Annotated in this window: 21 protein-coding genes and 1 pseudogene; 14 read left to right on the top strand and 8 right to left on the bottom strand. The window is 46.5% G+C overall.

Annotated elements, in window-relative coordinates; all coding sequences use genetic code 11:
• Window positions 1–51 precede the first annotated feature (51 nt).
• The 8 genes and pseudogenes from ACDJ59_RS19930 to ACDJ59_RS19895 all read left to right on the top strand — a co-directional run bounded on the left by ACDJ59_RS19930 (window position 52) and on the right by ACDJ59_RS19895 (window position 9,126).
• Window positions 52–963 carry a glycoside hydrolase family 43 protein gene (locus ACDJ59_RS19930; protein ID WP_051154000.1) on the top strand — a complete coding sequence of 304 codons (912 nt, stop codon included), beginning with the start codon at window positions 52–54 and terminating at the stop codon, window positions 961–963.
• 132 nt (window positions 964–1,095) lie between these two features.
• Window positions 1,096–2,436, top strand: a complete 1,341-nt coding sequence (locus tag ACDJ59_RS19925; RefSeq protein WP_341010244.1) for a sugar ABC transporter substrate-binding protein — start codon at window positions 1,096–1,098, stop codon at window positions 2,434–2,436.
• Window positions 2,437–2,592: 156 nt separating this feature from the next.
• Entirely contained in the window at window positions 2,593–3,483 is an 891-nt protein-coding gene (locus tag ACDJ59_RS19920; protein ID WP_036611613.1) for a carbohydrate ABC transporter permease, read from the top strand.
• Between the two features lie 26 nt (window positions 3,484–3,509).
• A complete protein-coding gene (locus ACDJ59_RS19915; protein ID WP_036611483.1) occupies window positions 3,510–4,352 on the top strand; it encodes a carbohydrate ABC transporter permease in 843 nt (280 codons plus the stop codon).
• Between the two features lie 56 nt (window positions 4,353–4,408).
• A pseudogene (locus tag ACDJ59_RS19910) lies at window positions 4,409–5,829 on the top strand (arabinan endo-1,5-alpha-L-arabinosidase).
• Window positions 5,830–6,557: 728 nt separating this feature from the next.
• Complete coding sequence (locus ACDJ59_RS19905; protein WP_211085727.1) at window positions 6,558–7,538, top strand: family 43 glycosylhydrolase; 981 nt, start codon at window positions 6,558–6,560, stop codon at window positions 7,536–7,538.
• 195 nt (window positions 7,539–7,733) lie between these two features.
• Window positions 7,734–8,579, top strand: a complete 846-nt coding sequence (locus tag ACDJ59_RS19900) for an EcsC family protein (RefSeq protein ID WP_413405152.1) — start codon at window positions 7,734–7,736, stop codon at window positions 8,577–8,579.
• Window positions 8,580–8,637: 58 nt separating this feature from the next.
• Window positions 8,638–9,126: a prolyl-tRNA synthetase associated domain-containing protein gene (locus ACDJ59_RS19895; protein ID WP_413405150.1), complete on the top strand. Its 489-nt coding sequence runs from the start codon at window positions 8,638–8,640 to the stop codon at window positions 9,124–9,126.
• A gap of 123 nt (window positions 9,127–9,249) precedes the next feature.
• Here the strand turns inward: ACDJ59_RS19895 and ACDJ59_RS19890 are convergent, their stop codons facing one another.
• Window positions 9,250–10,524 (bottom strand): MFS transporter, encoded by a 1,275-nt coding sequence (locus ACDJ59_RS19890; RefSeq protein ID WP_036668794.1) that lies wholly within the window; start codon window positions 10,522–10,524, stop codon window positions 9,250–9,252.
• A gap of 242 nt (window positions 10,525–10,766) precedes the next feature.
• Here ACDJ59_RS19890 and ACDJ59_RS19885 point away from each other — a divergent pair, with 242 nt between their 5' ends.
• Window positions 10,767–10,979: a hypothetical protein gene (locus tag ACDJ59_RS19885; protein WP_413405147.1), complete on the top strand. Its 213-nt coding sequence runs from the start codon at window positions 10,767–10,769 to the stop codon at window positions 10,977–10,979.
• Between the two features lie 329 nt (window positions 10,980–11,308).
• Here ACDJ59_RS19885 and queF read toward each other — a convergent pair whose 3' ends face one another.
• From queF to ACDJ59_RS19855, 6 genes are all read right to left on the bottom strand, one after another.
• Complete coding sequence (gene queF / locus ACDJ59_RS19880; protein WP_076319044.1) at window positions 11,309–11,800, bottom strand: preQ(1) synthase; 492 nt, start codon at window positions 11,798–11,800, stop codon at window positions 11,309–11,311.
• A gap of 148 nt (window positions 11,801–11,948) precedes the next feature.
• Window positions 11,949–12,722, bottom strand: a complete 774-nt coding sequence (queE, locus tag ACDJ59_RS19875) for a 7-carboxy-7-deazaguanine synthase QueE (protein WP_413405145.1) — start codon at window positions 12,720–12,722, stop codon at window positions 11,949–11,951.
• Entirely contained in the window at window positions 12,715–13,206 is a 492-nt protein-coding gene (gene queD, locus ACDJ59_RS19870; protein WP_413405143.1) for a 6-carboxytetrahydropterin synthase QueD, read from the bottom strand. The genes queE and queD overlap by 8 nt, the downstream gene beginning before the upstream one ends.
• A complete protein-coding gene (gene queC / locus ACDJ59_RS19865; protein ID WP_413409864.1) occupies window positions 13,203–13,883 on the bottom strand; it encodes a 7-cyano-7-deazaguanine synthase QueC in 681 nt (226 codons plus the stop codon). Before queC ends, queD begins: the two co-directional genes overlap by 4 nt.
• A 373-nt stretch (window positions 13,884–14,256) precedes the next feature.
• Window positions 14,257–14,961, bottom strand: a complete 705-nt coding sequence (locus ACDJ59_RS19860; RefSeq protein WP_145320704.1) for an AIM24 family protein — start codon at window positions 14,959–14,961, stop codon at window positions 14,257–14,259.
• Between the two features lie 18 nt (window positions 14,962–14,979).
• Window positions 14,980–15,435 carry a hypothetical protein gene (locus tag ACDJ59_RS19855; protein ID WP_413405141.1) on the bottom strand — a complete coding sequence of 152 codons (456 nt, stop codon included), beginning with the start codon at window positions 15,433–15,435 and terminating at the stop codon, window positions 14,980–14,982.
• 330 nt (window positions 15,436–15,765) lie between these two features.
• Between ACDJ59_RS19855 and ACDJ59_RS19850 the strand changes: the two genes are divergently transcribed.
• The 3 genes from ACDJ59_RS19850 to ACDJ59_RS19840 all read left to right on the top strand — a co-directional run bounded on the left by ACDJ59_RS19850 (window position 15,766) and on the right by ACDJ59_RS19840 (window position 17,968).
• Complete coding sequence (locus ACDJ59_RS19850) at window positions 15,766–15,933, top strand: hypothetical protein (RefSeq protein ID WP_413405139.1); 168 nt, start codon at window positions 15,766–15,768, stop codon at window positions 15,931–15,933.
• A 207-nt stretch (window positions 15,934–16,140) separates the two neighbouring features.
• Window positions 16,141–16,845, top strand: a complete 705-nt coding sequence (locus ACDJ59_RS19845) for a hypothetical protein (RefSeq protein WP_413405137.1) — start codon at window positions 16,141–16,143, stop codon at window positions 16,843–16,845.
• Between the two features lie 151 nt (window positions 16,846–16,996).
• Window positions 16,997–17,968, top strand: a complete 972-nt coding sequence (locus ACDJ59_RS19840) for a helix-turn-helix transcriptional regulator (protein WP_413405135.1) — start codon at window positions 16,997–16,999, stop codon at window positions 17,966–17,968.
• 67 nt (window positions 17,969–18,035) lie between these two features.
• On the opposite strand, the gene ACDJ59_RS19835 is transcribed toward ACDJ59_RS19840, so the two are convergent.
• Window positions 18,036–18,707: a 3'-5' exonuclease gene (locus ACDJ59_RS19835; protein ID WP_017690193.1), complete on the bottom strand. Its 672-nt coding sequence runs from the start codon at window positions 18,705–18,707 to the stop codon at window positions 18,036–18,038.
• Between the two features lie 435 nt (window positions 18,708–19,142).
• Between ACDJ59_RS19835 and ACDJ59_RS19830 the strand changes: the two genes are divergently transcribed.
• The gene (locus ACDJ59_RS19830) at window positions 19,143–21,089 is read left to right on the top strand and encodes an FAD-dependent oxidoreductase (RefSeq protein WP_413405132.1); all 1,947 of its coding nucleotides are present in this window, start codon (window positions 19,143–19,145) and stop codon (window positions 21,087–21,089) included.
• Between the two features lie 368 nt (window positions 21,090–21,457).
• Window positions 21,458–23,242, top strand: a complete 1,785-nt coding sequence (locus ACDJ59_RS19825) for a proline--tRNA ligase (protein WP_413409863.1) — start codon at window positions 21,458–21,460, stop codon at window positions 23,240–23,242.
• The last annotated feature ends 315 nt before the right edge of the window (window positions 23,243–23,557 follow it).

The raw sequence follows: 23,557 nt of genomic DNA, 5'->3' as shown, positions 1-23,557 counted from the left end.
AATGTGAAGAGGTTTAAGTGGAAACGGTTGGCTTTACCGGCATTACTTGTGATGGTATTACTGCTGGCAGGTCAGTCAAAAGCTTTGGCGGCATTCTGGAATCTGACCGGAGATACGGCTGTTCATGATCCATCGATTATCAAAGAGGGTAGTTCCTGGTACACCTTCTCAACTGGCCCGGGCATTCAAGTATTGAAATCCGATAATGGTTCGTCCTGGTATCGTGTTCCACAAATTTTCTTAAGTAAGCCATCCTGGTGGGCTTCTGCCGTTCCGGGACAAAGCGGATTGGATGTATGGGCACCGGATGTAGAGCAGTATAACGGAAAAGTATGGCTCTATTATTCAATCTCCACCTTTGGCTCCAATCGGTCTGCGATTGGTCTTGCTTCTGCGAACAGCATTGGAGCAGGGCAGTGGAAGGACGAAGGATTGGTGCTTCAAACCACGACCGCCAATAATTATAATGCCATTGATCCAAATCTGGTCATTGATGCTTCAGGCAATCCATGGCTGGCCTTTGGTTCTTTCTGGAGTGGTCTGAAGATTGTCAAGCTGGACAAAAACACGATGAAACCGACGGGAAGTATAACTTCCATTGCTGCGCGCCCGAATAACGGAGGTGCTATTGAAGGACCAAGTATTGTATATCGTGGCGGCTACTATTACCTGTTTGCTTCCATCGATTCTTGCTGCCAAGGGGTGAACAGTACCTACAAAATGGTCTATGGACGTTCGACCAGTATAACAGGCCCTTATGTGGACAAAAACGGAGTTAATATGCTGAATGGTGGCGGAACGATATTGGATACAGGCAATGTGAAATGGAAAGGTCCAGGTGGTCAGGACGTGTACAACGGTAATGTCATCGCAAGACATGCCTATGATGCAGAGGATAATGGCAATCCAAAATTGCTGATTAATGACTTGCTTTGGGACTCGAGTGGCTGGCCGAAATACTGATTTATTTTATATAAATATAAAATGTTTTACAAAAGTGTTGACTAAAGTGATCTGGATTTGATAAATTTAACAACAGAAATCTTATTTCATCCAATTGAATACGGTTACAAGTCCAGATCAGGAGGGGTTCAGATGGTAAAGAAAAAGAGTTGGGTCACATTTATGCTTCTTATGCTGGTAAGTGCACTGGTACTTGCGGGCTGCGGAGGAGGCAGCAGTGCAAGTGGGGACAAGGAGTTAACGTTTATGTTCCGCGGCGGTACAGACGAGCAGAAAGCATACCAAGCGGTGGTCAAGAAATTCGAAGAAGATCATCCGGGTGTGAAAGTCAAAATTATCGTAACGGCTGCGGATCAATATGCAACCAAGCTGAGAGCGGCAATTACAGGCAACAGCTTGCCTGACGTATTTTATATCAATCCGGGTGACGTGAAAGCGTATGTGAACAGCAATGTGCTGATGAACCTCACTTCGTATATTGAAAACAATCCGGATGTTGATCTCGATAATATCTGGAAATACGGCGTGGACCTGTATCGTTATGACGGCCAAATGGCAGGACAGGGCGATATCTACGGTATGCCGAAGGATCTGGGGCCATTTGCACTGGGCTACAACAAAACGTTGTTTGAAAAAGAGGGCATCCCACTTCCTGACAAGGATAAACCATACACATGGGAAGAGTTCATCAAGGTGAACCAGCAAGCGACCAAGGATACCAATGGAGATGGTAAACCGGATGTATACGGTACTGGATTCAACGTACAGTGGGCACTGCAATCCTTTGTATGGAGCAACGGTGGAGATTGGTTGGATGAGACCAAAACAAAAGTAACGATTGATGATCCAAAATTCGCTGAAGCACTGCAGTTCTTCGCGGATATGCAGAATGTATACAAAATTACACCTTCCATTGAGGAAGCGCAAACATTGGATACGTACCAACGCTGGATGAAAGGTGAAATGGCTTTCTTCCCTGTAGGTCCATGGGATATGAGTACATTTGAGAAATTACCTTTCGATTATGATTTGCTGCCATTCCCTGCGGGATCGACTGGCAAATCGGCAACGTGGATCGGATCTCTGGGAATCGGAGTATCCGCGAAAACGAAACATCCAGAAGAAGCGGCAGCATTGGTGAACTACCTTACAGCTTCGAAGGAAGGCATGCAACAACTGGTAGATGCCAAGGTACAGATTCCGAACTTGCTTGATATGGCAGACGAGTGGGCCAAAGATACATCCACGAAACCAGCCAACAAACAGGAATTCATTGATATCGTTGAGGATTACGGCCGGGCTCTGCCAGGTAACTACACGTACAATGCGGAATGGTATGACCTGTTCTTCACGGACATCCAGCCGGTATTGGATGGCAAGATTACAGCCGCAGACTATGTGAAGCAGCAACAACCGAAAATGCAAAAACTGCTCGATAAAGCGGTTGAACAAGAAAAGAAATCTCAGAAATAGTAGATAGGAAAGGGTGATGCCGGCAGCCTGCAATCATGCTGCTGGCATCATTCGTATTGGAACTTATTGGATTCCATACGGGCATGTGGCATTCGTTGATCGGCAAAGTTCTATCGAAGAATGCCACATGCTGATACTAGAACAGGGGTGAACGCCGTGATTACGAAATCGAGTTTGTATCGCAAAGAGATGCTGTACGGATATCTGTTTATTTTACCTCCGATTCTTGGATTGCTGATCTTTGTCATGTTCCCGTTCCTCTACTCCCTTTATGGTTCCTTTACGGATTGGGACGGACTGGGACAGATGAACTTTATCGGTTTGGCCAACTTCAAGGATTTGCTCACGGATGACCTCTTCTACAAAGCGATGTTTAATACATTTTTCCTGATGCTCGGTATCCCGATTGGTCTGTTGTTGGCGCTGTTGCTGGCAATGGGTCTGAATCGTAAAATTCCCGGCACAACGACATTCCGAGTGATCTATTACATTCCGGTTATTTCTTCCCTCGCTGCGGTGTCCATCATGTGGAACTGGGCGTACAACGGGGATTACGGTCTGGTAAACCAGTTCCTTGACCTGTTTGGGATTAAAGGACCTAACTGGCTCGCGAACAAAGACACAGTCAAACCCGCTCTGATTATTATGACGGTGTGGAAAGGCTTGGGATACACGATGTTGTTGTATCTGGCAGCACTGCAAAGTGTATCACGTACATACTACGAAGCGGCTGAGCTGGATGGAGCCAATGGGTTCCAGATCTTCCGCAACATCACCTGGCCTATGGTGAAGCCGGTTACTTTTTTCCTCATTGTTACGAATATCATTGGTGGTTCCCAGATCTTCACCGAGATGAACATTATGACACCTACGGGTGGTCCTGAATATTCTTCGGCATCAATCGTCTTCTACATTTGGCAGAAAGCCTTCAGTAACTTGCAGATGGGTTATGCCTCAGCGATGGCCATGATTCTTGGTATTTTCATTTTTGTCATTACCCTGGTGCAATTCAAAATGAACGAAAAATCAGCCTATGATGGGGATTGATTGTCAAGGAAAGGAGTGAACCGGAGATGTCTTACAGTCAAAAGAGGAAATTAACGAACTCTATCATCTTTATCGTACTCGCGATCGGTGCGATTGCGATGATTGCACCACTGATCTGGATGCTGTCCACTTCATTGAAGGAGAAGCAAGATGTGTTCGCGCTTCCGCCTGTGTGGATACCTGAAGTATTCCAATTTGGTAAGTATAAAGAAATCTGGGAAGCTGGTCCGCTGCTCAGCGGGATCAAAAACAGCCTCATTGTTGCGGTGAGTGTAACGGTGGTGGGTACGTTTACGTCCAGTATCGCTGCCTTTGCTTTTGCCAAATTAAGATTCCCGCACAAAAACAAACTGTTTCTCGCGTTGCTGGCATCCATGATGATTCCTTATCCAACAGTCATGATCCCACAATTCATCATGTTTGCAAAGCTGGGCTGGGTGGATACGCTGTTGCCACTGATCGTTCCAGGACTGTTCGGTAACGTAATTATGATCTTCTTCCTGCGCCAATACCTGCTTAGTGTGCCAGATGCAATTATTGAGGCGGCCAAAATCGATGGAAGTTCCTACTTCCGGTTGTACTCCAGTATTACGTTTCCGCTCATCAAACCGGCGATTGCTGCACAGCTGATTCTCTGGTTCATGGGTATCTGGAACGATTATCTGGCACCGATTATTTATCTGAATTCACCGGAGAAGCAGACGTTACAGCTCGTTATAGCGAACTTCAATGCCACGTATGCGATTCAAACCGATTACCCGCTTATTATGGCGGCGTCGATTGTGGCTCTGTTACCTGTATTAATCATCTTCCTGATCTTCCAGAAACAGATTATTGAGTCGGTTGCGATTTCGGGAGTGAAGGGATGACCCAGCGGAAGAAATTCCGACGGTGGTCGAATTCAGGAAAAGGAGTGGTTGCTTCCATGTTGTTATTGTTGGTTGTTGGAGCTACGGGTTGTTCCGGAGAAGGAGCAGGAGAAACGGTGTCCCGTCCCGTCTTTCCTGAAGCTCCTCAAGATACTCAGTTGTATGACACTTCCATTTTGGACGATGAATACGCTGGACGGTGAACAATGCGCATGATCCGGTCATTATCAAAACAGACCAGGGATACTACGTCTACTCCACAGACGTTCGTGTAGCAGGAGAAGCGAAACCCGGCGTCATGGTACGCAAATCAGATGATCTGATCCACTGGACATGGGTAGGTCAAGCTCTGCCGGGTATTCCTCAAGAAGCGCTGGACTGGACAGGTGCGGTCAATCTGTGGGCACCGGATGTGATTCAGGCTGGTGATACCTATCGGATGTATTATTCGGCTTCTTCTTTTGGCAGTACCCAGTCGGCTATTGGTCTTCAGACATCCTCATCTCCCGAAGGTCCTTGGACAGATGAAGGACTGGTTGTGAAAACTTCTGCGAATGAACAAGACAAATTAAATGCCATTGATGCCAATCCCATTGTGGATGCCGAGGGCAATTCGTGGATGGTATATGGTTCATTCTTTGACGGAATCTACATTGCGCCACTTAATCCCGACACCGGGAAATTCAAGGACGAGGGTTATGGTACTCGTATTGCCGCTCGTGATCGTGCTACCGAAGAAGGTGCAGTTGAAGGTCCATACATTGTGTATAACCCGGAGTTCAAAAAGTATTATCTATTCGTCTCTTATGATTCCTTATTCGAAGATTATAACGTGCGGGTTGCGCGTGCTGATTCAATCACAGGACCGTACACGGACATAAACGGCAATAACATGCTGGATACGGATCATCTGCCGCAATATGAGATTGGCACCAAAATTCTCGGCGGTTATCGCTTCACAGAAGGCGAGGGCTGGGTTGCGCCCGGACATAACTCGGTTCTAAAGGACGGAGACAATTATTACATCGTGCATCATGCACGGGGCGAGATAGATAAAAACTGGCCATATCTGCATGTACGCAGAATGTTATGGACCAAGGACGGCTGGCCTGTCGTTTCACCTGAACGTTATGCAGGTGAGACAGCACAGGACATTCCGAAATCCATGATTGCCGGGGAGTGGGAAGGCATGGCGCTTGATCCGTCCGTAGACGGGCAGATTCAAGTCGTGCCTTATACCCTAACAAGCAACGGTAAAATTAAAAGTGAAAAAGGTTCAGGAACCTGGACATTTGATGACAAACAAACACTGACGTTGAAGTGGAAAGAAAGCCCATGGGGCGGAGCATCCACGGAAGAGCTGAAACTACTGCCGTCCTGGGACTGGGAGCGAAGCCAGCCCGCGCTGGTGGTAACAGGCTTCAATGACCGCGGTGTAGCGGTCTGGGGCAAGCAGATCAGCGCAGCGGAGGAGTAGGGGGCGAGCAGCGAGCGCGGTAAGAGCGAGCTGCTGCGCCAAGGTGCACAAGCAGTGAGGGGGAGGAAGGAGCCGCAGGAGCGAGTTTGGCATCCGATTTCGAGTTGACCCTGCGAAGCGGTCAACCCCATAAGACCGAGCCACACAATGGCTCGAAGTGAGGTTGTAACCCAGTGAGCGCGGTGAGAGCGAGCTGCCGCTCCGATGGTGCACAAGCAGTGAGGGGGAGGAAGGAGCCGCAGGAGCGAGTTTGGCATCCGATTTCAACCGCCAAAAGCGGTGGAAAGAGAAATCGGAGGACAAGAGAGCACCAAGGCCCTACCACCCCCGAACGTCCGCTGTGCACAACAAAGTTGGCCTATGTCTGAGGCCAATAATGTACTAAATATGGGGAGAGTTGACCCTGTGAAGCGGTCGACCCCATAAGACCGAGCCAACAAAAAAAGGCTCGAAGTGAGGTTGTAACCCAGCGAGCCCGGTAAGAGCGAGCTGTCGCTTCGATGGTGCACAAGCAGTGAGGGGGAGGAAGGAGCCGCAGGAGCGAGTTTGGCATCCGATTTCAACCGCCAGGAGCGGTGGGGAAAAGAAATCGGAGGACAAGAGAGCACCAAGGCCCTACCACCCCCGAACGTCCGCTGTGCACCACCCCAAAAGGGTTTTCGCTTTTTCGCAATTGGGTTACATCCTCAAACTTCGAGCCAAACAACATTTGAAAGGGGAGCATTCCCATGACTGATTCCATTACATTTACTAATCCTATCCTGGAGCAGCGTGCTGATCCGTGGGTGTACCGTCATACAGACGGTTACTATTATTTCTCCGCTTCCGTGCCAGCCTTTGACCGGATTGAAATCCGAAGAGCAGAGACGTTGGAAGAGTTAAGAGATGCTGAGCCGGTAACGGCTTGGACGAAGCGTGACACAGGGCCAATGAGTGCCAACATTTGGGCACCGGAGATTCATTTTATCGATGGCAAATGGTACATACACTACGCTGCCGCTCACACCAGTGAGACTAACGAAGGTCTGTTCGATCATCGGATGTATGTCCTGGAGAACGATTCCGCGAATCCACTCGAAGGAGAGTGGGTAGAGAAAGGGCAGATTCACACCCGGTGGGAATCATTTGCGCTGGATGCAACGACCTTTGAACATAAGGGAATCCGCTATCTGGTCTGGGCACAGAAAGATCCCGATATTGTGGGCAACTCCAACCTGTACATTGCCGAAATGGAGAACCCATGGACGCTACGCGGCGAACAGGTTATGATCTCTACGCCAGAGTATGATTGGGAGATCATCGGCTTTAAGGTCAATGAAGGAGCAGCCGTGATGCATCGGAATGGGCGTTTGTTCATCGGCTACTCGGCCAGCGCGACTGATTACAATTATTGTATGGGTCTGCTCACTGCAGATGAAAATGCCGACTTGCTTGATCCGGCCAGCTGGGTGAAATCACCCGAGCCGGTATTCCAGACTTGTGAAGCGAACGGCCAATACGGCCCGGGTCATAATAGCTTTACGGTGTCACCGGATGGCAAGACCGATATTCTGATTTATCATGCGCGTAATTACAAAGACATTGAGGGTGATCCCTTGTATGATCCAAACCGTCACGCCCGTGCTCAGGTGATTCGTTGGCGTGAAGATGGCACACCTGACTTCGGTGTTCCGGCACCGGATGGCAGCGCAGTAGCGGAAGCAAAATAAGAGGTCGTGTAACCTTTCATACGAGAGCCCTTAGTTAGCGAGTGATGCTGATTAAGGGCTCTTCTGTATGTGAACGATAAGATAGAATGGCCTGAACATATGTGTCATGGACACAAAACAAAGCAACCACAACGATGATTTCTGCGTATGAGAAAGATACAGATTACGATGCAGAACCTATTAGGAGGATCACATATGGATTCACGCGAGACGTTGGACAAGGAACTTGAACAGATTTTGAAATGGGAGAAACAACAGAAAGACTTGTTTATTTGGGATAAAATCGGGCGTTTGCCCTTTGCGATGTTGGATAAAGTGATGCCTAAAGCGCTGAAACAGAAGATCGGAGATTCCCTGAACGACGTGGGTCAGTATGTGCAGAATGGGGGCAAGTTCCTCGTACAGAAGAAAAAAGTAGCCAAGCTGTTGCAAGAGGAAGCCGGGAGGTCCGGTTATTCCATGATGGATACGACCTATCGTCTGGAGCAGGAACCTGAAGCGGAGGGGACAGCAAAGATTCATAGTGTAGAGAATCTGCCACTTCAGGTGCTGGACCGGGTGGCCGATAACATTACTGACAGTCGAACCAAGTTTGCCGCGGCTCAGGGAGCAGCTACAGGTTTTGGAGGCATCGTAACCATAGCGGCAGATATTCCGATGGTGATGGGGCTTTCTCTGAAGGTACTGCAAGAGATGGCTCTATGTTATGGTTATGATCCGGATGAACCGCTGGAGCGCATCTTTATTGTCAAATGTCTGCAATTCTCTTCCGCTGATATTGTAGGCAAGAAAGCGATCATTGAAGAACTCGCAGCTTACGATGATCCGGACAAGCCCATTGAAGTGGTATCGCAAATGCAGGGATGGCGGGAAGTGTTTAACTCCTACAGTGAATCCTTTGGCTGGAAGAAGCTGTTCCAACTCGTGCCGATTGCAGGCATGGTGTTTGGTTCCGTGAGCAACAAAAATACAATTCGAGATGTCGCCGAAGCAGGTAAAATGCTGTACAAAAAACGGCTGATCCTTCAGCGTTTGAAGTAATATTACAGAAGAAGTAATATTAGAAAAGAATATTTATATTGAAAGAGTTGAATTTGATATGTTAAACAAACAGGGTTTCTATGATCTTTTAGATCGCAATAATATCGTTTACGAAAGTATTGAACATCCCGCAGTATACACGATGGAGGAAATATTCTCTTATCAGATTCCACATACAGAACGTATCGTTAAAAATCTGTTTCTGCGTGATGACAAGAAGCGCAACTATTATCTGGTGACGATTGCTGGGACAAAGTCCGTTGATTTGAGAAGTTTAAGCGAAAAGATACCGAGCCGCAAATTAAGTTTTGCCAGTGAAAAGGATTTGTTGGAATTCCTCGGATTGGAAAAGGGCCATGTAAATCCAATGGGAGTGTTTAATAATATACAGAAAAACGTGACCGTAGTTTTTGACAAGGATCTAGTTGGTCAGAAGATCGGAATTCATCCGATGGAAAATACGGCGACGGTATTTCTTGAATTTGAAGATGTGAAGGAACTAATTACAGCTCAAGGTAGCAGCGTTGTCATGTGTGACGTGGAATAAACGGTTGAAGCTAAATACGAGAACAACATATATAACAAAAAAGGTTCCTGCCGGTCTGTAAATACAGAGTTGGCGGGAACCTTTTTGTTATGGTTCAATTTTTATTCAGGCTGCAAATGTAGATTACTCTTCACTACCGTTTTCTTTGGCCCAGATATTGAGTAATTTATCGGATGGAAGCAGGAATGTGAAAATCCCGAGCAGTGGCAGGAAGCTGCACATCTGCATTACCGGTGATACGCCGAAGACGTCAATCCAGTTGCCCAGCACGAGTGCGCCTAGACCTCCCATACCAAATGCCAGACCTGTGATCAGGCCCGAGACCGTTCCGATTTTGCCTGGAATCAGCATTTGCGCGTATACAACCGTAACCGAGAAGCTGGATAACATGATAAAACCAATAATGGTTAGCAGTACACCTGTCCAGAACAGATTCGCATAGGGCAGCAACAGAGCCAGTGGAGCAGCTCCAGCCATGGACAGGAAGATCAGGTTACGTTTGCCGAATCGGTCCGCCAAGGGGCCTCCGAAGAACGTACCCAGTGCTCCAGCAGCCAGGAACAAGAAGATATAGATCTGCGCGTCTTCTGTGGACAATCCAAAAGTATCTTTCAGATTAAACGCATAGAAGCTGCCAATGGAAGCGATATACCAAGAACGAACAAAGACGAGCAAGATCAATAGTGTGATGGCGGCAGTAATCTTTTTGCGTAAAGCAGGATTGGGTGCACGACGAGCAGCAGCCTGTCTACGCAGATATCCTCCCGATTGCAGCATGCGTCCATACCAACGGGCTATGTAGATTTGAACTGCAATTCCCATGGCAGCAATGCCTGTAAATCCAATGGCACCGAACAGTCCAAACGGGATAAAGATCCAGCGTGTAAGCAATGGGGCAAGGGATTGCCCAGCGTTACCACCAACCTGGAAGATGGACTGTGCCAGTCCACGGCGTTGACCGGCAGCCATGTGTGATACCCGCGAACCTTCCGGATGGAAAGCAGCGGAACCCAGACCAACAAAAATAACGGAGATCAGGACAGCCATATAACTGTCGGCGAAGGCCAACAGCAACATGCCGGTAAATGTAAAACCCATGCCTATAGGTAGAATGGATGGCGTCGGTTTTTTATCAGCAAACCAGCCTACGACAGGCTGCATAATGGATGCGGTAAAGTTGATAGCAAATGAGATCCATCCGATCTGAGTATACGTGAGATGCATAGAGTCTTTCAGAATCGGAAAAATGGCTGGAATAACCGACTGGATCGAATCATTGAAAAGATGGACCAGACTGATGGCAATAAGTATCCGGTAAACGGTGCTTTGGGCATCCGATCCGGGTGGGGCTTTCGAACGCGCTGTGGCGTCCTTGGTTAATGTGGATTGCGTAGACATGTACAATTCTCCTTTGGTCGCGGTCACGAGGGATCAGCGCCTGATGTTGTAATATATGCGTGTAAGCATATTGTTACATAATAGGATAGATTGAGTGGACCGACAAGGGGAACAAGAGAAAACGTTGACGAATTCAATAGATGTTTTTTATAGCATTACATTTACAAAATAAACGTATTACTTTAGCATCTACTGTAAGAAGACCCATATTTATGTGTAAGAAGGATAGAGGAGGGATGGATATGAAATCCTTATCACCTTATGAATCCGCCAAACGTGAGTTGGTGATGACTATTTTGTATATGGCTGTAATAACGTTCCAGGCTATCTATGTTGCCCCAGCATCTTTGTCTGTGGCTATCGTTATATTTATTATCTTTCAATCGATTGGTGTGCTGATGTTGAGACATTACATTAGAAAAGTCAAAGAACTAAAGAAAGATCAATCTACTTGAATGCGCTGCGATCCCATTGTATCGAGAGACTGAGGTTCTAAAAGTTTATATTAAAAAGCAGAACTTCTTAAGCTATATAAGCTGAATTAATCATTTACACGATAACGGAGAGGACAGAAAAAACCTGAAAAAGCGAAGCGTTCGCCTTTATCCCCGGATTTTCCCCTTTAGGAAAGGGAATGGAAAAAAATCTGGGGATAACAGCGATTGGAAGGTTGTTCTGTCATCGTAGTGTCAGTGTAAATAATCTTTAGTTCAACTTATATAGCAGAGTTCGGCTTTTGGCTTTCTATGATTCTATCTTATACAGAATGGATGAACCTGACGAATTAACGATTATCAATCGTCTCCGGGTACATATCATGATTCATCATACGGTGGTCGGCCATCTGCTCGTACTTCGTTCCCGGCTTACCATAGTTCGTATACGGGTCAATGGAGATGCCGCCGCGCGGTGTGAATTTGCCCCATACTTCGATGTATCGCGGGTCCATCAGCTTGATCAGGTCGTTCATGATGATATTCACACAATCCTCGTGGAAATCACCATGGTTGCGGAAGCTGAACAGGTACAGCTTGAGTGATTTGCTTTCGACCATTTTCACATCCGGAATGTAGCTGATATAAATCGTTGCAAAATCCGGCTGACCCGTAATCGGGCACAGGCTAGTGAACTCCGGGCAGTTGAATTTCACAAAATAATCGCGGTACGGATGTTTGTTATCAAAGCTCTCCAGAATTCCCGGATCATATTCAAACGTATATTTTACGTTCTGGTTACCCAGCAACGTTACATCTTGCATCTCATCAGGTTGTCTCATCGGTTATTAAACACTCCTTGTTTCCGTCAAAGCCCGAAGCCTCGCGGTATATATAAATAGGCAATTTTGCCTGTATAATTCTCTTATTTTCGAAGGACATTTCGCCCTCATCCTTACATCATGCCGCCCATTCCACCCATACTGCCCATCAAACGCCGCGTTTGTTGCCCCATACCAGCGTATGAAGCTGTGGAAGCACACGAACGTTGTTCAGGTCATCGGAGGCACTGACTTGGTCGATCAGCCACTCATAACGAGCGAGCAGCGAGGACGCCAGATCTGGCGTCTCAGCGGAAGTCACATCCGGGTTCCCGGTTTGTAAAAATAAATCCGTGCCCGAATACCGTGCATGCACACGGCGGGCATAGTCCAGGTCTGTCTCATCGAAGATCACGATCTTCAGACTATGGCTTCGTTCTACCGGGCCAGCGGCCAGCCGTTCGATCAGATCATCCAGCACGGCCCAATCGGTGTCCATGCCGGAGCTGGGTGGCTTAGGCGAGACAGTGACTTCGTCAATGTCCGTCAGCCAAGGCTGCCAGCGGGAGCCCTGTGTCTCCACCGCGGTGCGGATGCCGTTCTCCTGCAGCAGGGCAACCAATCCGCCCAGCGAAGCGAGCAGGGCGGGATTACCGCCGGAGATGGTGACATGGGAGAAACGCGTGCCGCCAACGCGGCGCAATTCTTCCCATACATCCTCCGGCGTAATCATCCGAATCTGGTCCTTGCCACTGCCGTCCCAGGTAAAGGCCGAGTCGCACCAGGAGCAGCGATAATCGCAGCCGGCGGTACGAACAAACATCGTTTTTTGTCCGATGACCATGCCTTCGCCTTGAACCGTCGGACCAAAAATCTCCATCACGGGAATACGAGCCTCTTTACGAGATCCCGTCTCATTCACCTGCTGTGTCACACTACTCATCGATCATCCACTCCCGTCTCGCTTCCGCGTAACTGGTGGGTGTCTCAAAGAGTCGGACAAACTCCGTCCGCCCACCATCGGTCAGCCCGGCATAGGGCTCCGTCTGGAGCGCTTGTTCCATCTGTTCGAACAGCCAAACGACCATATTTTCAGCCGTTGTATTCATTAAAGGAAGTGTCTCGTTGAGGTACTGATGATCCAGATATCCCTCAATCTGAGTTTTCCATATATCTTTGATATGTCCAAAATCAACCGTCAGCCCGGTTTCACCCGGATAACCGCTGATGCCAAAAATAACTTTATACGTATGACCATGCAGGTTCTTGCACTTGCCTTCATAACAATGCAGGTGATGTGCTGCGTCAAAGGTGAATTCTTTGCTTACAAGCACACGTTTGCGATGATAGCGCAGCTGGGTGGGTAGAATATCTTCTCCGATGCGTTGCAGATGCTCTACAATACGGAATGTTCCAGGTTCTCTCATCGTACATCCACTCCCGCCGATTCAGCAGCAGAACGTTGCTGTACATAACGATCCAGTCCGGCTTTGCGTAGTTTGCAAGCAGGGCATTCTCCGCATCCATCGCCGATCACACCGTTATAACAGGTCAGAGTACGCTCACGGACATAATCAAAGGCACCGAGATCATCGGCCATCTTCCACGTTTGGGCTTTGTCCAGCCACATGAGTGGGGTGTGGATGACAAATGGATAGTCCATCGACAGGTTAAGCGTCACATTCATCGATTTCACAAATGAATCCCGGCAATCCGGGTATCCGCTGAAATCCGTCTCGCATACACCTGTAACCAGGTGACGTGCTCCTTTTTGCTTTGCCATAATGGCCGCAAAACTGAGGAACAGAAGATTTCGTCCATCTACAAATGTGCTCGGCAGTTCGCCTTCTTCATGCGTAATCTCCACATCCGTGCGAGTGAGCGCATTGGGGGCAAGCTGATTTAACAGGCTCATATCCAGTATCGTTTGCTGTACGCCCAGATCACGAGCGATCTCGGCTGCACATTCAATCTCCAGCTTGTGGCGTTGACCATAATCAAACGTAACGACCTCAACTTCGGCAAACTGTTGTTTGGCCCAGAACAGACACGTGGTACTATCCTGACCGCCGCTGAATACAACGACTGCTTTTTCTTCGTTCAACATAAAAAAACCTCTCTATCTTCTTGAGATCAAACCATGCACATAGGCATAGAGTGTCGGAAGAACAGAGAAGTTCATGAACTGGCATCCATCAAAAAACACACTTTCTCGATAACCGCTTCAAAAAAGCAGGTAAGAGTAAGCGTCCTTAGTTTTTTACGTACATGATTGCATGGTGACCGCAACGTGTACGCAAGACTTATACTGACCATCACATGGTCAAGTCTTATAGAGGGAGTTCGCGAACCTCTCCCATGCCACAGGCATGGACTTTCTTCTTCAATTGTCTGAACCATTATAACATGAAAAGGTGTGGTGACCACCCCACTGGAGCATAGTGGCAGCTGATCGGTCGGCTTCATCAACTAACAGCTTATTTGATTAGTACATTGCCAAAGGGGATAACTTCTTTCAGAATTCGTTTGAACAGTCCCTCATCGTTAAGATCCTGTTCCAAGCGGTGATTCTCACGTCCAGCCTGAAAGAGTACAGATCCATGTCCTGTCATCTTCCAATGATAATTCATATGCTGACTGGCAAGGTTGTTACCATATACCGTGAGTTCCAGATGTGCATTTTCGGGATAGGCAATAATGCTGCCAGCATCCACATAGAGCGGCGCTGTTGGATGAAGTTCCTGTTGGCAGACCTGACCTTGAGTGAGCAATCCGATTTTGCCTTTGCCGGAAAATTTCATTTTCACTGCATCACGGGTGATCAGCATGTTTTTGATTTTCTGAATTTTGGTATGCATGGTTACACCATCAGAGTAGAAGAACAGGTGGCGGAAGTCATAGAGCAGATCACTGTCCTCCGTGAGCTCCACTTCCTTCATCGTGAATCCGGGAGGCAGGGCAGCCACAAATTGGCAAGGTCCGGTGATTTCGGATTTAATCAGCTTTTTTTTGCGATATATGCCCGTGATATTCATGAATTTGTCATTGCGACTCCCACTTGGACCGCGGAAGGCCACAATTTGCTGCGGATGCAAAATATGAAGGCGGTCATCTTGAATCAGTGAAAATGTGACGACTTGTCCTGCTCCGCCTGCTTCAGCATTGTTCAGGTGTATGTTCATGCAGTTGCTCCTGTTCTTTTATACTCGGCCTGAACGGCGACGCATTCCCCAGCGCATCACACGAATCAGAACAAAGTAACCCAATATGAGAGAAACGACAGTGATGACCATCGTCTGAATTCGTTTGGTGGTAGCTGCTTTGGCATTCTGGTCATCCTGTAATTTACTTACCATTTCAGTGAGTTTCTGGTTCTGAGCCAGCAGTTGTTCGTTCTGGGTCTTAAATGCTTCGACATTGGCCTGGGCTTGTCCCAACTGAGTAGACGTTTGATTTAATTGCTCTATCGTTTGCTTATAACTTTCCTGCAGAGCGTTCACTTCTCCGGGCAGTTCGGAGACTCGCTCCCATCCACTGTATATATCCGTAAAAATATTGGCACTGGCTGCACTTACTGTCGAAGCGATCGAAACGGTAAATAGAATGCATGTGGTGAATAACACCCGAATGAAATAACCCTGAATGGATTTTGGCATCGTTAACACCTCTTTCTTCGGTTAGATAGATCAATCGCCGAATTCGTCGTCTATTGTTGAAATACGGCTCTTACATTATACGTCAAAACCGGGACGATGGGTTCAAGATGATATCGTTTTATTACCCGAAATATCTAAAATTATTTAGGAACAGGGCTGTTTAGCTTACAAATCTGCGGGGTAATAGAACGATAGGCAAGCATACCGGACCGTTTTACAGATCTTTTACTTCAGTTCCGGGTGCATGCTATTCACAAATGCGCAATTTAATGAACGATACCAATATATCCGATTGAATATAAGATCGTGAACATGAAGGAGTAGAAACATATGTATACAGCAGATCAGAACACATCAACCAAAACGATTATGATCACTGTTAATGGAGAGCCAGTAGGGCGTAAGCTGGTCATTGACAGTGTCACCTATGCACCGGTAAACGAAGCAGATGGAGCGCAATATTTACACAAAATGGGAATTAATCATCCTACTGTTTAATTTGGGACTTGTCATAGATAAGTGATTGATAAGCTTGGCATAGTGCCAGGCTTTTTCGTCGTTTATTGTCGTATTGAGACGGATTTAGGGATATAAAACTAATATATTGGAAAAATTTAATGAGAACATGTGTTCCGTGACAATATAGTGTCCATTCACCCTGATAACTTAGAAGATAATACACATAAATCGGGGGAGAGACTACCAGTGAACTCAGTCTTTGAAGTATCTTATTCGTGGAATAAAGAGGCCATACCGACAGGGGGAGCCGACCCCGTATATATGATGGTAGAGTGGCGTAACGGTGCCCCTGCCAAAAGACTTAGGAAAATAGCACCCAAAATTGTATCAAGAGATTTGGAACTTTTGCTCAAACCGGAATATGGAGTACAGCTAAAAGGCATCTATGGATGTCGTTCCAAGGAAACGGATATTGGCTGGTTATTGAGGCTTGGGGATATGTACAAGGGAGAAAGTAAACAAATTTTGCTTGAATTCGTCATGGGACCCCATGTATCAGGAAAAGCTGCCGTATGTTCAGCCTACTGGAGCACAAGGAAGTTGAAGCAAAGTCAACGTGTATTGTTACGAAGAGAACAGTTGTATATTCAGTACACCAGTCATCTGGGCATGCTGCGTCAGCCGGAAGATCCCAAGGTGGAGAAGACGATCAAATTAAGTGAAACCGTACCCCTGATCAAACAAGCCCTGCGCGCCTACGAAAGAGGCCGGGTTCAAGTGGGAAGTAATATGTTGCGTCGTCATGCTGATGCGTTGTTAATTGAAGCTGCGCGGAAGCAAGATCTGGACTATTACGCGGAAGCCGAGATCGTTGAAAAGTTGCGTTATCACTATGAGATAACGTTTACAACAGGATATCATGATCGTGAAAAAAAGATATTAGGGGAATAGGGTTGATTTCAGATGGTAACGGTATAGAGAGAGTCTACATATTTGAAGGTGAAGTTTAGGAGAAGGTCGAATGTATGTATCAATATCATATTAAACAATGGATGGAGTTGTATCAAATTTATTGAAACAACATCGTGGAGGGTCCGGCAAAATGACAGACCGACTAATCCGATTAATGCGCATTATAACGCTGGTGCAGGCGAAGCCAGGCATACTGGCACGTGAGCTCGCCCAGCGATGCGAGACGACGGAAAGGACGATATACCGCGACATGGAGGCCCTCAGTGCAATGCATATCCCGATCGCCAATATGGGACACGGACAAGGGTACATGTTTATCAGCCAATTTGCCATGTATCCGCTAAATTGGTCTGATGAAGAAGCCCAAGCTTTCATGCATCTTGCTGAAGTTATGGAGAATATTCGTCCTTTGCTGAAACCTGCTTTTGAGAGCGCTTATGAGAAAGTGGTTGCTGCGAGTCAGAAAAACAAAACAGAACGAGTGGAATGGTCGGAGCAAATTAGTGGATTGTTCAAAGCGGGATTGCCCGCATGGCAAAATGAAAACAACGATTCGCAGAATCAATCCCTGATTACCCTGCTTCAGGCTGGCATTTCACAGAACACCATTGAAGGGGAGTATCTGTCTCAAGGTAAAAAAGGGATCGTACGTATAGATCCTTACTGTCTTATCCCTCGTGAATACAGATTTGAGCTGTTAGGGTATTGTCACCTGTCGGAGAAACTTCGAATATTTCAGGTGAGCCGGCTGCAAAGGATACGTATATTGCCACGCACGTTTCGCAAAGAGGATTATCTGATGCAATCGCACTTCCGCATTCCTTGGGCATACGAGGGAAGTACGGAGTGGACTGCGTTCAAAATTCGATTTGCCCCCCATGCTGTGGAGCGTGTGATGCAGGAGCAATTAATTATACGACCCATCCTAACCATTGAACCGGAAGGTAGCCTGTTATTTGAAGCCATATTAAGTGATGTTGACGAATTTATCATATGGATATCTAAATATGGACCTGATGCGGAAATTCTCGAACCGGAGGTCTGCCGCATCAAGATGAAAGAACGCCTAAACTATTGGCAACAAATGTACAATAAAAGTTGAAATTAGAATGCCATCTGAAGCAAGAACAAAGATGCTAAAACACCAATAAGTACCGTGCTGTGGACGGCTACTCTTTGGTTTTGAAAAGGCTTGCCAGATTGCCAAATGGAGATTCTTTTTCTTCATCTTCTGTGGAGCTGGAATAGACAACCTTGGATGTAATGCCCTCATCATCGGCTGCACAGTTGTTTTCCAGAGTGAAGCGATCAAATTGGTGCATAAACACCTTGGCTGTATTGATGGCATCATCCAAGGCACGGTGCTGGGTACCATCAAATTCAATTCCGCAGATTTCAAGAGCCTGAGCGAGTCCGAGTTGACGGAACTTACCTTCTTTACGAACGGTGCGGGACCATTGTTGCTGGAGATCGTTATGATTGGTGATCCAGGCCACATCAAGTTGATGGGTGCGACAATGAGAGATCAGTTTGCTGCGGTCATCGGGTCCCCAGGAACACATGTAATAGGGGTCACTTCCCATCCAGGCGATGAATTGATTCAGTGCTGCCGGAAAAAGGGGGGCTGCATCAATATCTTTCTGCGTGATACCTGTAAACTGAATCGTGTCAGTGGACAGAACAGACTTATTGGAAGGACGAACATACGTATGGAACGTATCCGTTACGACCAATCCATCCGCACTTTCCGTAACTTTGACGGCACCGATATCAATAATTTCAGAAGAATAGCGAGTATTGCGGCTTACCGTGAATTCAAGATCATATATGATATATGGCATAGGACAAGCTCCTTTATCGATTAATACCTGTGATAGATTTCTATTTCTCTATATTACAGGGAACGTGCTGCCATGTCAGCCATCGCCAGAGAATTCATTGTAGTCAGGATGAACGGACAGTCTGAGTGTTTAATGATCTTTCTGATCCATTTCCGGTTTTGGTAAGTCTTTACTTCGCCAAAAGTGGTCGTTATAATGAGGAAAGTTAGGGACTTTCCTATGTTTTAGTTTGTATTTATGGCAACATAAAAGTAGAATTTTCCGTCTTATTATCAAAACTTCCTAACACGGTTTGAAGTGTTGGGGAGTTTTTTATTATGTATAGCATACTCATGTAGGAAAGGAGAAAAAGTTAGTCGGTTGTTGGTATAACATAGGAAAACTACTCACGAGTTAGCATTGTTGAATTTAAAGTACATATGGAGGTTTGTTTCTTTGATTAGTAGAAAATTGAAAATAACAGCAATTATAGCCAGTGTGTTTATTGTTTTAATGAGCGCTGCATATGGTGCATTTTATATCTGGAACAAGAATTATAAATTTAATAATAATTATGTATGGCAGCCTTTGGAGGACGTGCAATCTACACTAAACCTGAAAGATTCCTATAACGTTATTGTAGCTGGAACGGATCCGGAAGGTATTACTGCTGCCTTATCAGCTGCTCGTAATGGGATGCGTGTATTGCTGGTGGAAGCAAGAGATCGCAACATGTTGGGAGGATTGTTGACCGAGGGAGGCCTTAATACGCTGGATCTAAATTATTCCCCTGAACAACCGCAGTTATTGAGTAGTTTGCGGCAGCCTGACTTTCTGAACAAAGGCATCTTCCAAGAATGGTTTGACCAGATCGAGGGTAGTTCATTTGATACCAATACAGCGGCTAACATTTTCTATCGGATGGTTCGTTCTGAACCTGATATTGACCTGTTGATGAATGCTAAGGAATTAGTCCCCCTTACTGAACAATCTACGGGAGATCACACGACAATAACGGGTATGAGCATAACTAAAGAAGATGGAACAACTGTTCAGATTTCAACCCGCTCTATCATTGATGCAACGCAAGATGCGGATATTGCAGCCGCTGCAGGAGTTCCATATTCCATAGGTAGACAAGATATTGGAGATGGTAAATCCAAAATGGTCTCTACGCTTGTATTCAAGTTAAGCGGTGTTACTGATGAGGTATGGCAAAAGTTTAGGGAAAGGGATGGAACCGGGGTTGATAAGATGAGTGCTTGGGGGTACGGTGATGCTAGAAAATATGAATCCTCCAATCCACAACATATTAAGATTCGAAGTCTGAACATCGGAAGACAAAATGATGATACAATCTTGATTAATACGATGCAAATCTTTGGGGTAGATCCGTTAGATCCGATATCTGTGAAAAAAGGTCTGGAAATCGGGCGTAAAGAAGCTCCACTAATTGTTGAGTTTCTGAAGAAAAATTATGATGAATTTGCAGGGCTACAATATGCTGGAACAGCGAACGAACTTTACGTGAGGGAGTCACGTCATATCTATGGCGAGTACCGATTAACATTAGCTGATGTCATGGAAAATCGTGATCATTGGGATGCCATTGGATACGGCTCATACGATATTGATATTCAGAGCACGAGTGTTGGAAATCCCGGCACGATTATGTTGAGTCCGATTCAATATGGTGTACCTTTTCGCTCGCTTGTACCGCTAAAGGTTGATGGTTTGCTCGTCGTTGGACGTGCAGCAAGTTTTGATACAATCCCACACGGTAGTGCAAGAGTTGTCCCAATGGGAATGGCAGAGGGAGAAGCAGCAGGAGCGGCGGTCAAGCTGGCATATATCCATAAGGAGTCCTTCCGCGAACTCTCAACTTCCGAAGAGCGAGCATCTGAACTACGTAAGATGCTGGAGAATCAGGGGATGGATCTGAAAGTACATCGTTTCGAGCAGCCTGATTATATGGAGCATAAGGATTACAGGGGATTATTGGCTGCAGCGAGTATGTATATGACTTCAGGCAATTATAATAACGATGGTTGGGAACTGGATAAAGGAATGAATCCAGAACGATTTTTAAGTAAATTGAAAAGAATGCAAGCGATGTTTCCAGAAGCCTACACAGGCAGTGCCGACCAAGCTCTAGCAAATATGGAGAATGCCGTAACCCTACCTTTAACGTTGGATCAGGCTGCGTATATGTTATGTCTGGCAATGGGATCTTCAGAAACGGAAACATCACTTGAACAGGCACTTGCTCAATTACAAACGCAAAACTTTATAAGTGACGACACGCTTGCTGGCATTGCTGACAAGAACAATCTTACCAATGGGGATGCGTTTATGCTCATTCGTGATGTAGTAGAGTATTATTCTGGAGATGTATTCGACTAATTGGTTGACAATTACTTGTAAATGAACTAATGTGGTCAAAAATGATAACAGCGTTATAACGAGGACATGATTGTGCAAGCCAGCTTCAACAGAGAGGGAACAGTGTGGTGCAAGGTTCCTGTAGCTGCTTCATAAATTCCTACCTCGCGAGCTGCGGAAGAGAATGCCCATACAGGGTTGCAACCTCCGCCGGCAGGGCCCGTTATGCCCCGTAGGACTGCATGTTACAGATCGCATAGGTTGCGAACGGATTAATTTGCAGTTAAATAAGGGTGGTACCACGACACATTCGTCCCTTGACGGATGTGTCTTTTTGCTGTTTATGCGCCGTATTTGATAACAAAAAGGAAGATTAGGAGTGTGTTATGATGCGTCAAAGTGAAATGCTTGTCCCAACCTTACGTGAAGCGCCAGCGGAGGCAGATGCAGCGGGACATCGCTGGTTACTGCGTTCCGGTATGATTCGCCAACTTGCTGCGGGAATTTACAGTTATCTGCCCCTCGGACGGCGTATATTGTTAAATGTTGAACGGATCGTTCGTGAAGAGATGGATCGTGCTGGATGTCAGGAAGTGTTGCTGCCGATTATGCAGCCTGCGGAGTTGTGGGAAGAATCCGGAAGATACACACAGTATGGTCCCGAATTGATGCGTCTGAAGGATCGTCATGCACGGGAATTTGCTCTTGGACCAACACATGAGGAAGTCGTAACCGCTTTAGCGCGGGACGAGGTGAGTTCGTATCGTAAGCTGCCATTCACCCTGTACCAGATCGGAACCAAGTTCCGGGATGAACGCCGTCCTCGATTTGGATTGCTACGTGGACGTGAGTTCATCATGAAGGATGCGTACTCTTTTGCTTCAGACTGGGAAGAGCTTGATCGTACTTATCAGGCGATGAACACGGCGTATAGTCGCATTCTGGAGCGTTGTGGTCTGGACTATATCCGTGTTGAGGCGGACGCAGGAACGATTGGCGGTCAAGGGGAAACACACGAGTTCATGGCTCTAGCTGACGTGGGTGAGGATACGATTGTAACCTGCAAACATTGTGGATATGCTGCAAATCTGGAGAAAGCTGATTATCAGACTTCTGGAGATATTGAGAAAAAAGAAGGAAGTTTGGAAGTTCCAGCCGACTCTGCGAGTGCAGACTCCGCGCTTCAAACGGATGAACATTCAGGAGCGGAAAAGGTAGTACGCATCTCCACACCTGGCGTTCGTACGATCGCAGAGTTAACTGTTTTTGTGGGCAAAGGTGCTGAACATATGATCAAAACGCTGCTTTATGTGGCGGATGGTCAGCTCGTCGCTGCCCTTGTGCGTGGAGATCATGAATTGAATGACATCGCATTGAAACAGGTGTTGGGGGCAGAGGAACTGATCCTTGCAGACGATGCAGTCATTGCGGCACATCCAAATCTGAAGGTAGGATTCCTGGGTCCGATTGGACTAAATCTGCCGATGGTGGTGGACGCTGACGTGGCAGTGATGAAGAGTGCAATTACAGGAGCCAATGAGGTGGATGTGCATGTTTCCGGTGTACGCCCAGGCATTGATTTTGCATTGGAGCGAGTAGAACGAATCCGCTTTGCTGCGGAAGGGGATGCTTGTCCAACATGTGGATCTCCACTTGTGTTTACCAAAGGTATTGAGGTTGGACATATTTTCAAATTGGGGACGAAATATAGTGATGCCATGGGCGCTTCATTCCTGGATCGTAATGGTCGCCAGTGTGCGCCAGTCATGGGATGTTACGGCATTGGCGTATCCCGCCTGATGGCCGCTATAGCTGAGCAGTATGCAGGAGATGATGGCATTCGTTGGCCGGCCGCTGTGGCGCCATATGATGTGCATCTGATTACAGTAAGTTGGAAGGATGAGCAGCAACGCCAGCTTACCCTTGAACTGGAACAACAATTGATCGATGGCGGTTACTCTGTACTGGTTGATGACCGGGATGAACGTCCGGGTGTGAAATTCAAGGATGCGGAGCTGATCGGATTGCCTGTGCAGATCGTTATTGGCCGAGGAGCAGCCGAAGGACAGGTCGAACTGGGATCACACGCACTTGCAGCATCAGGTGAATCGAAACGAATCGGGTTGACTGCACAGGAGGCTGTGCGTTACGTGAAGGAACAGCTCACTTCCTAAGGGATTCGCTAATTATATGAGTTCATATAATAGTACCGAATATGATGCGGTAGATGATTTTGATTGCTGAGATTCCAATGTGAGCATGAAAAAGAGGGCTATAGGCATGCAATTTGGTAGGATTTTATGAGTGATATCATACGAAATAACTATATTTGGACATACGTATTTAGTATACAAATGATTTTATGATTAAGGATTTGAAGATGATCATACGCAGGCGGATCTATGTGCAAGTATGCAATTTTGAGAAGATAGAGATGTCGAAATAAAAGTACAATAACCGCATGAAAACGGTAATTCCGGAGAGTTTTT

The sequence above is a fragment of the Paenibacillus amylolyticus genome, assembly GCF_047302515.1.
GTDB classification, from domain to species: domain Bacteria; phylum Bacillota; class Bacilli; order Paenibacillales; family Paenibacillaceae; genus Paenibacillus; species Paenibacillus amylolyticus_G.
Note: the sequence above shows the minus strand (reverse complement) of the source record. Positions and strands in the feature narration are given on the sequence as shown.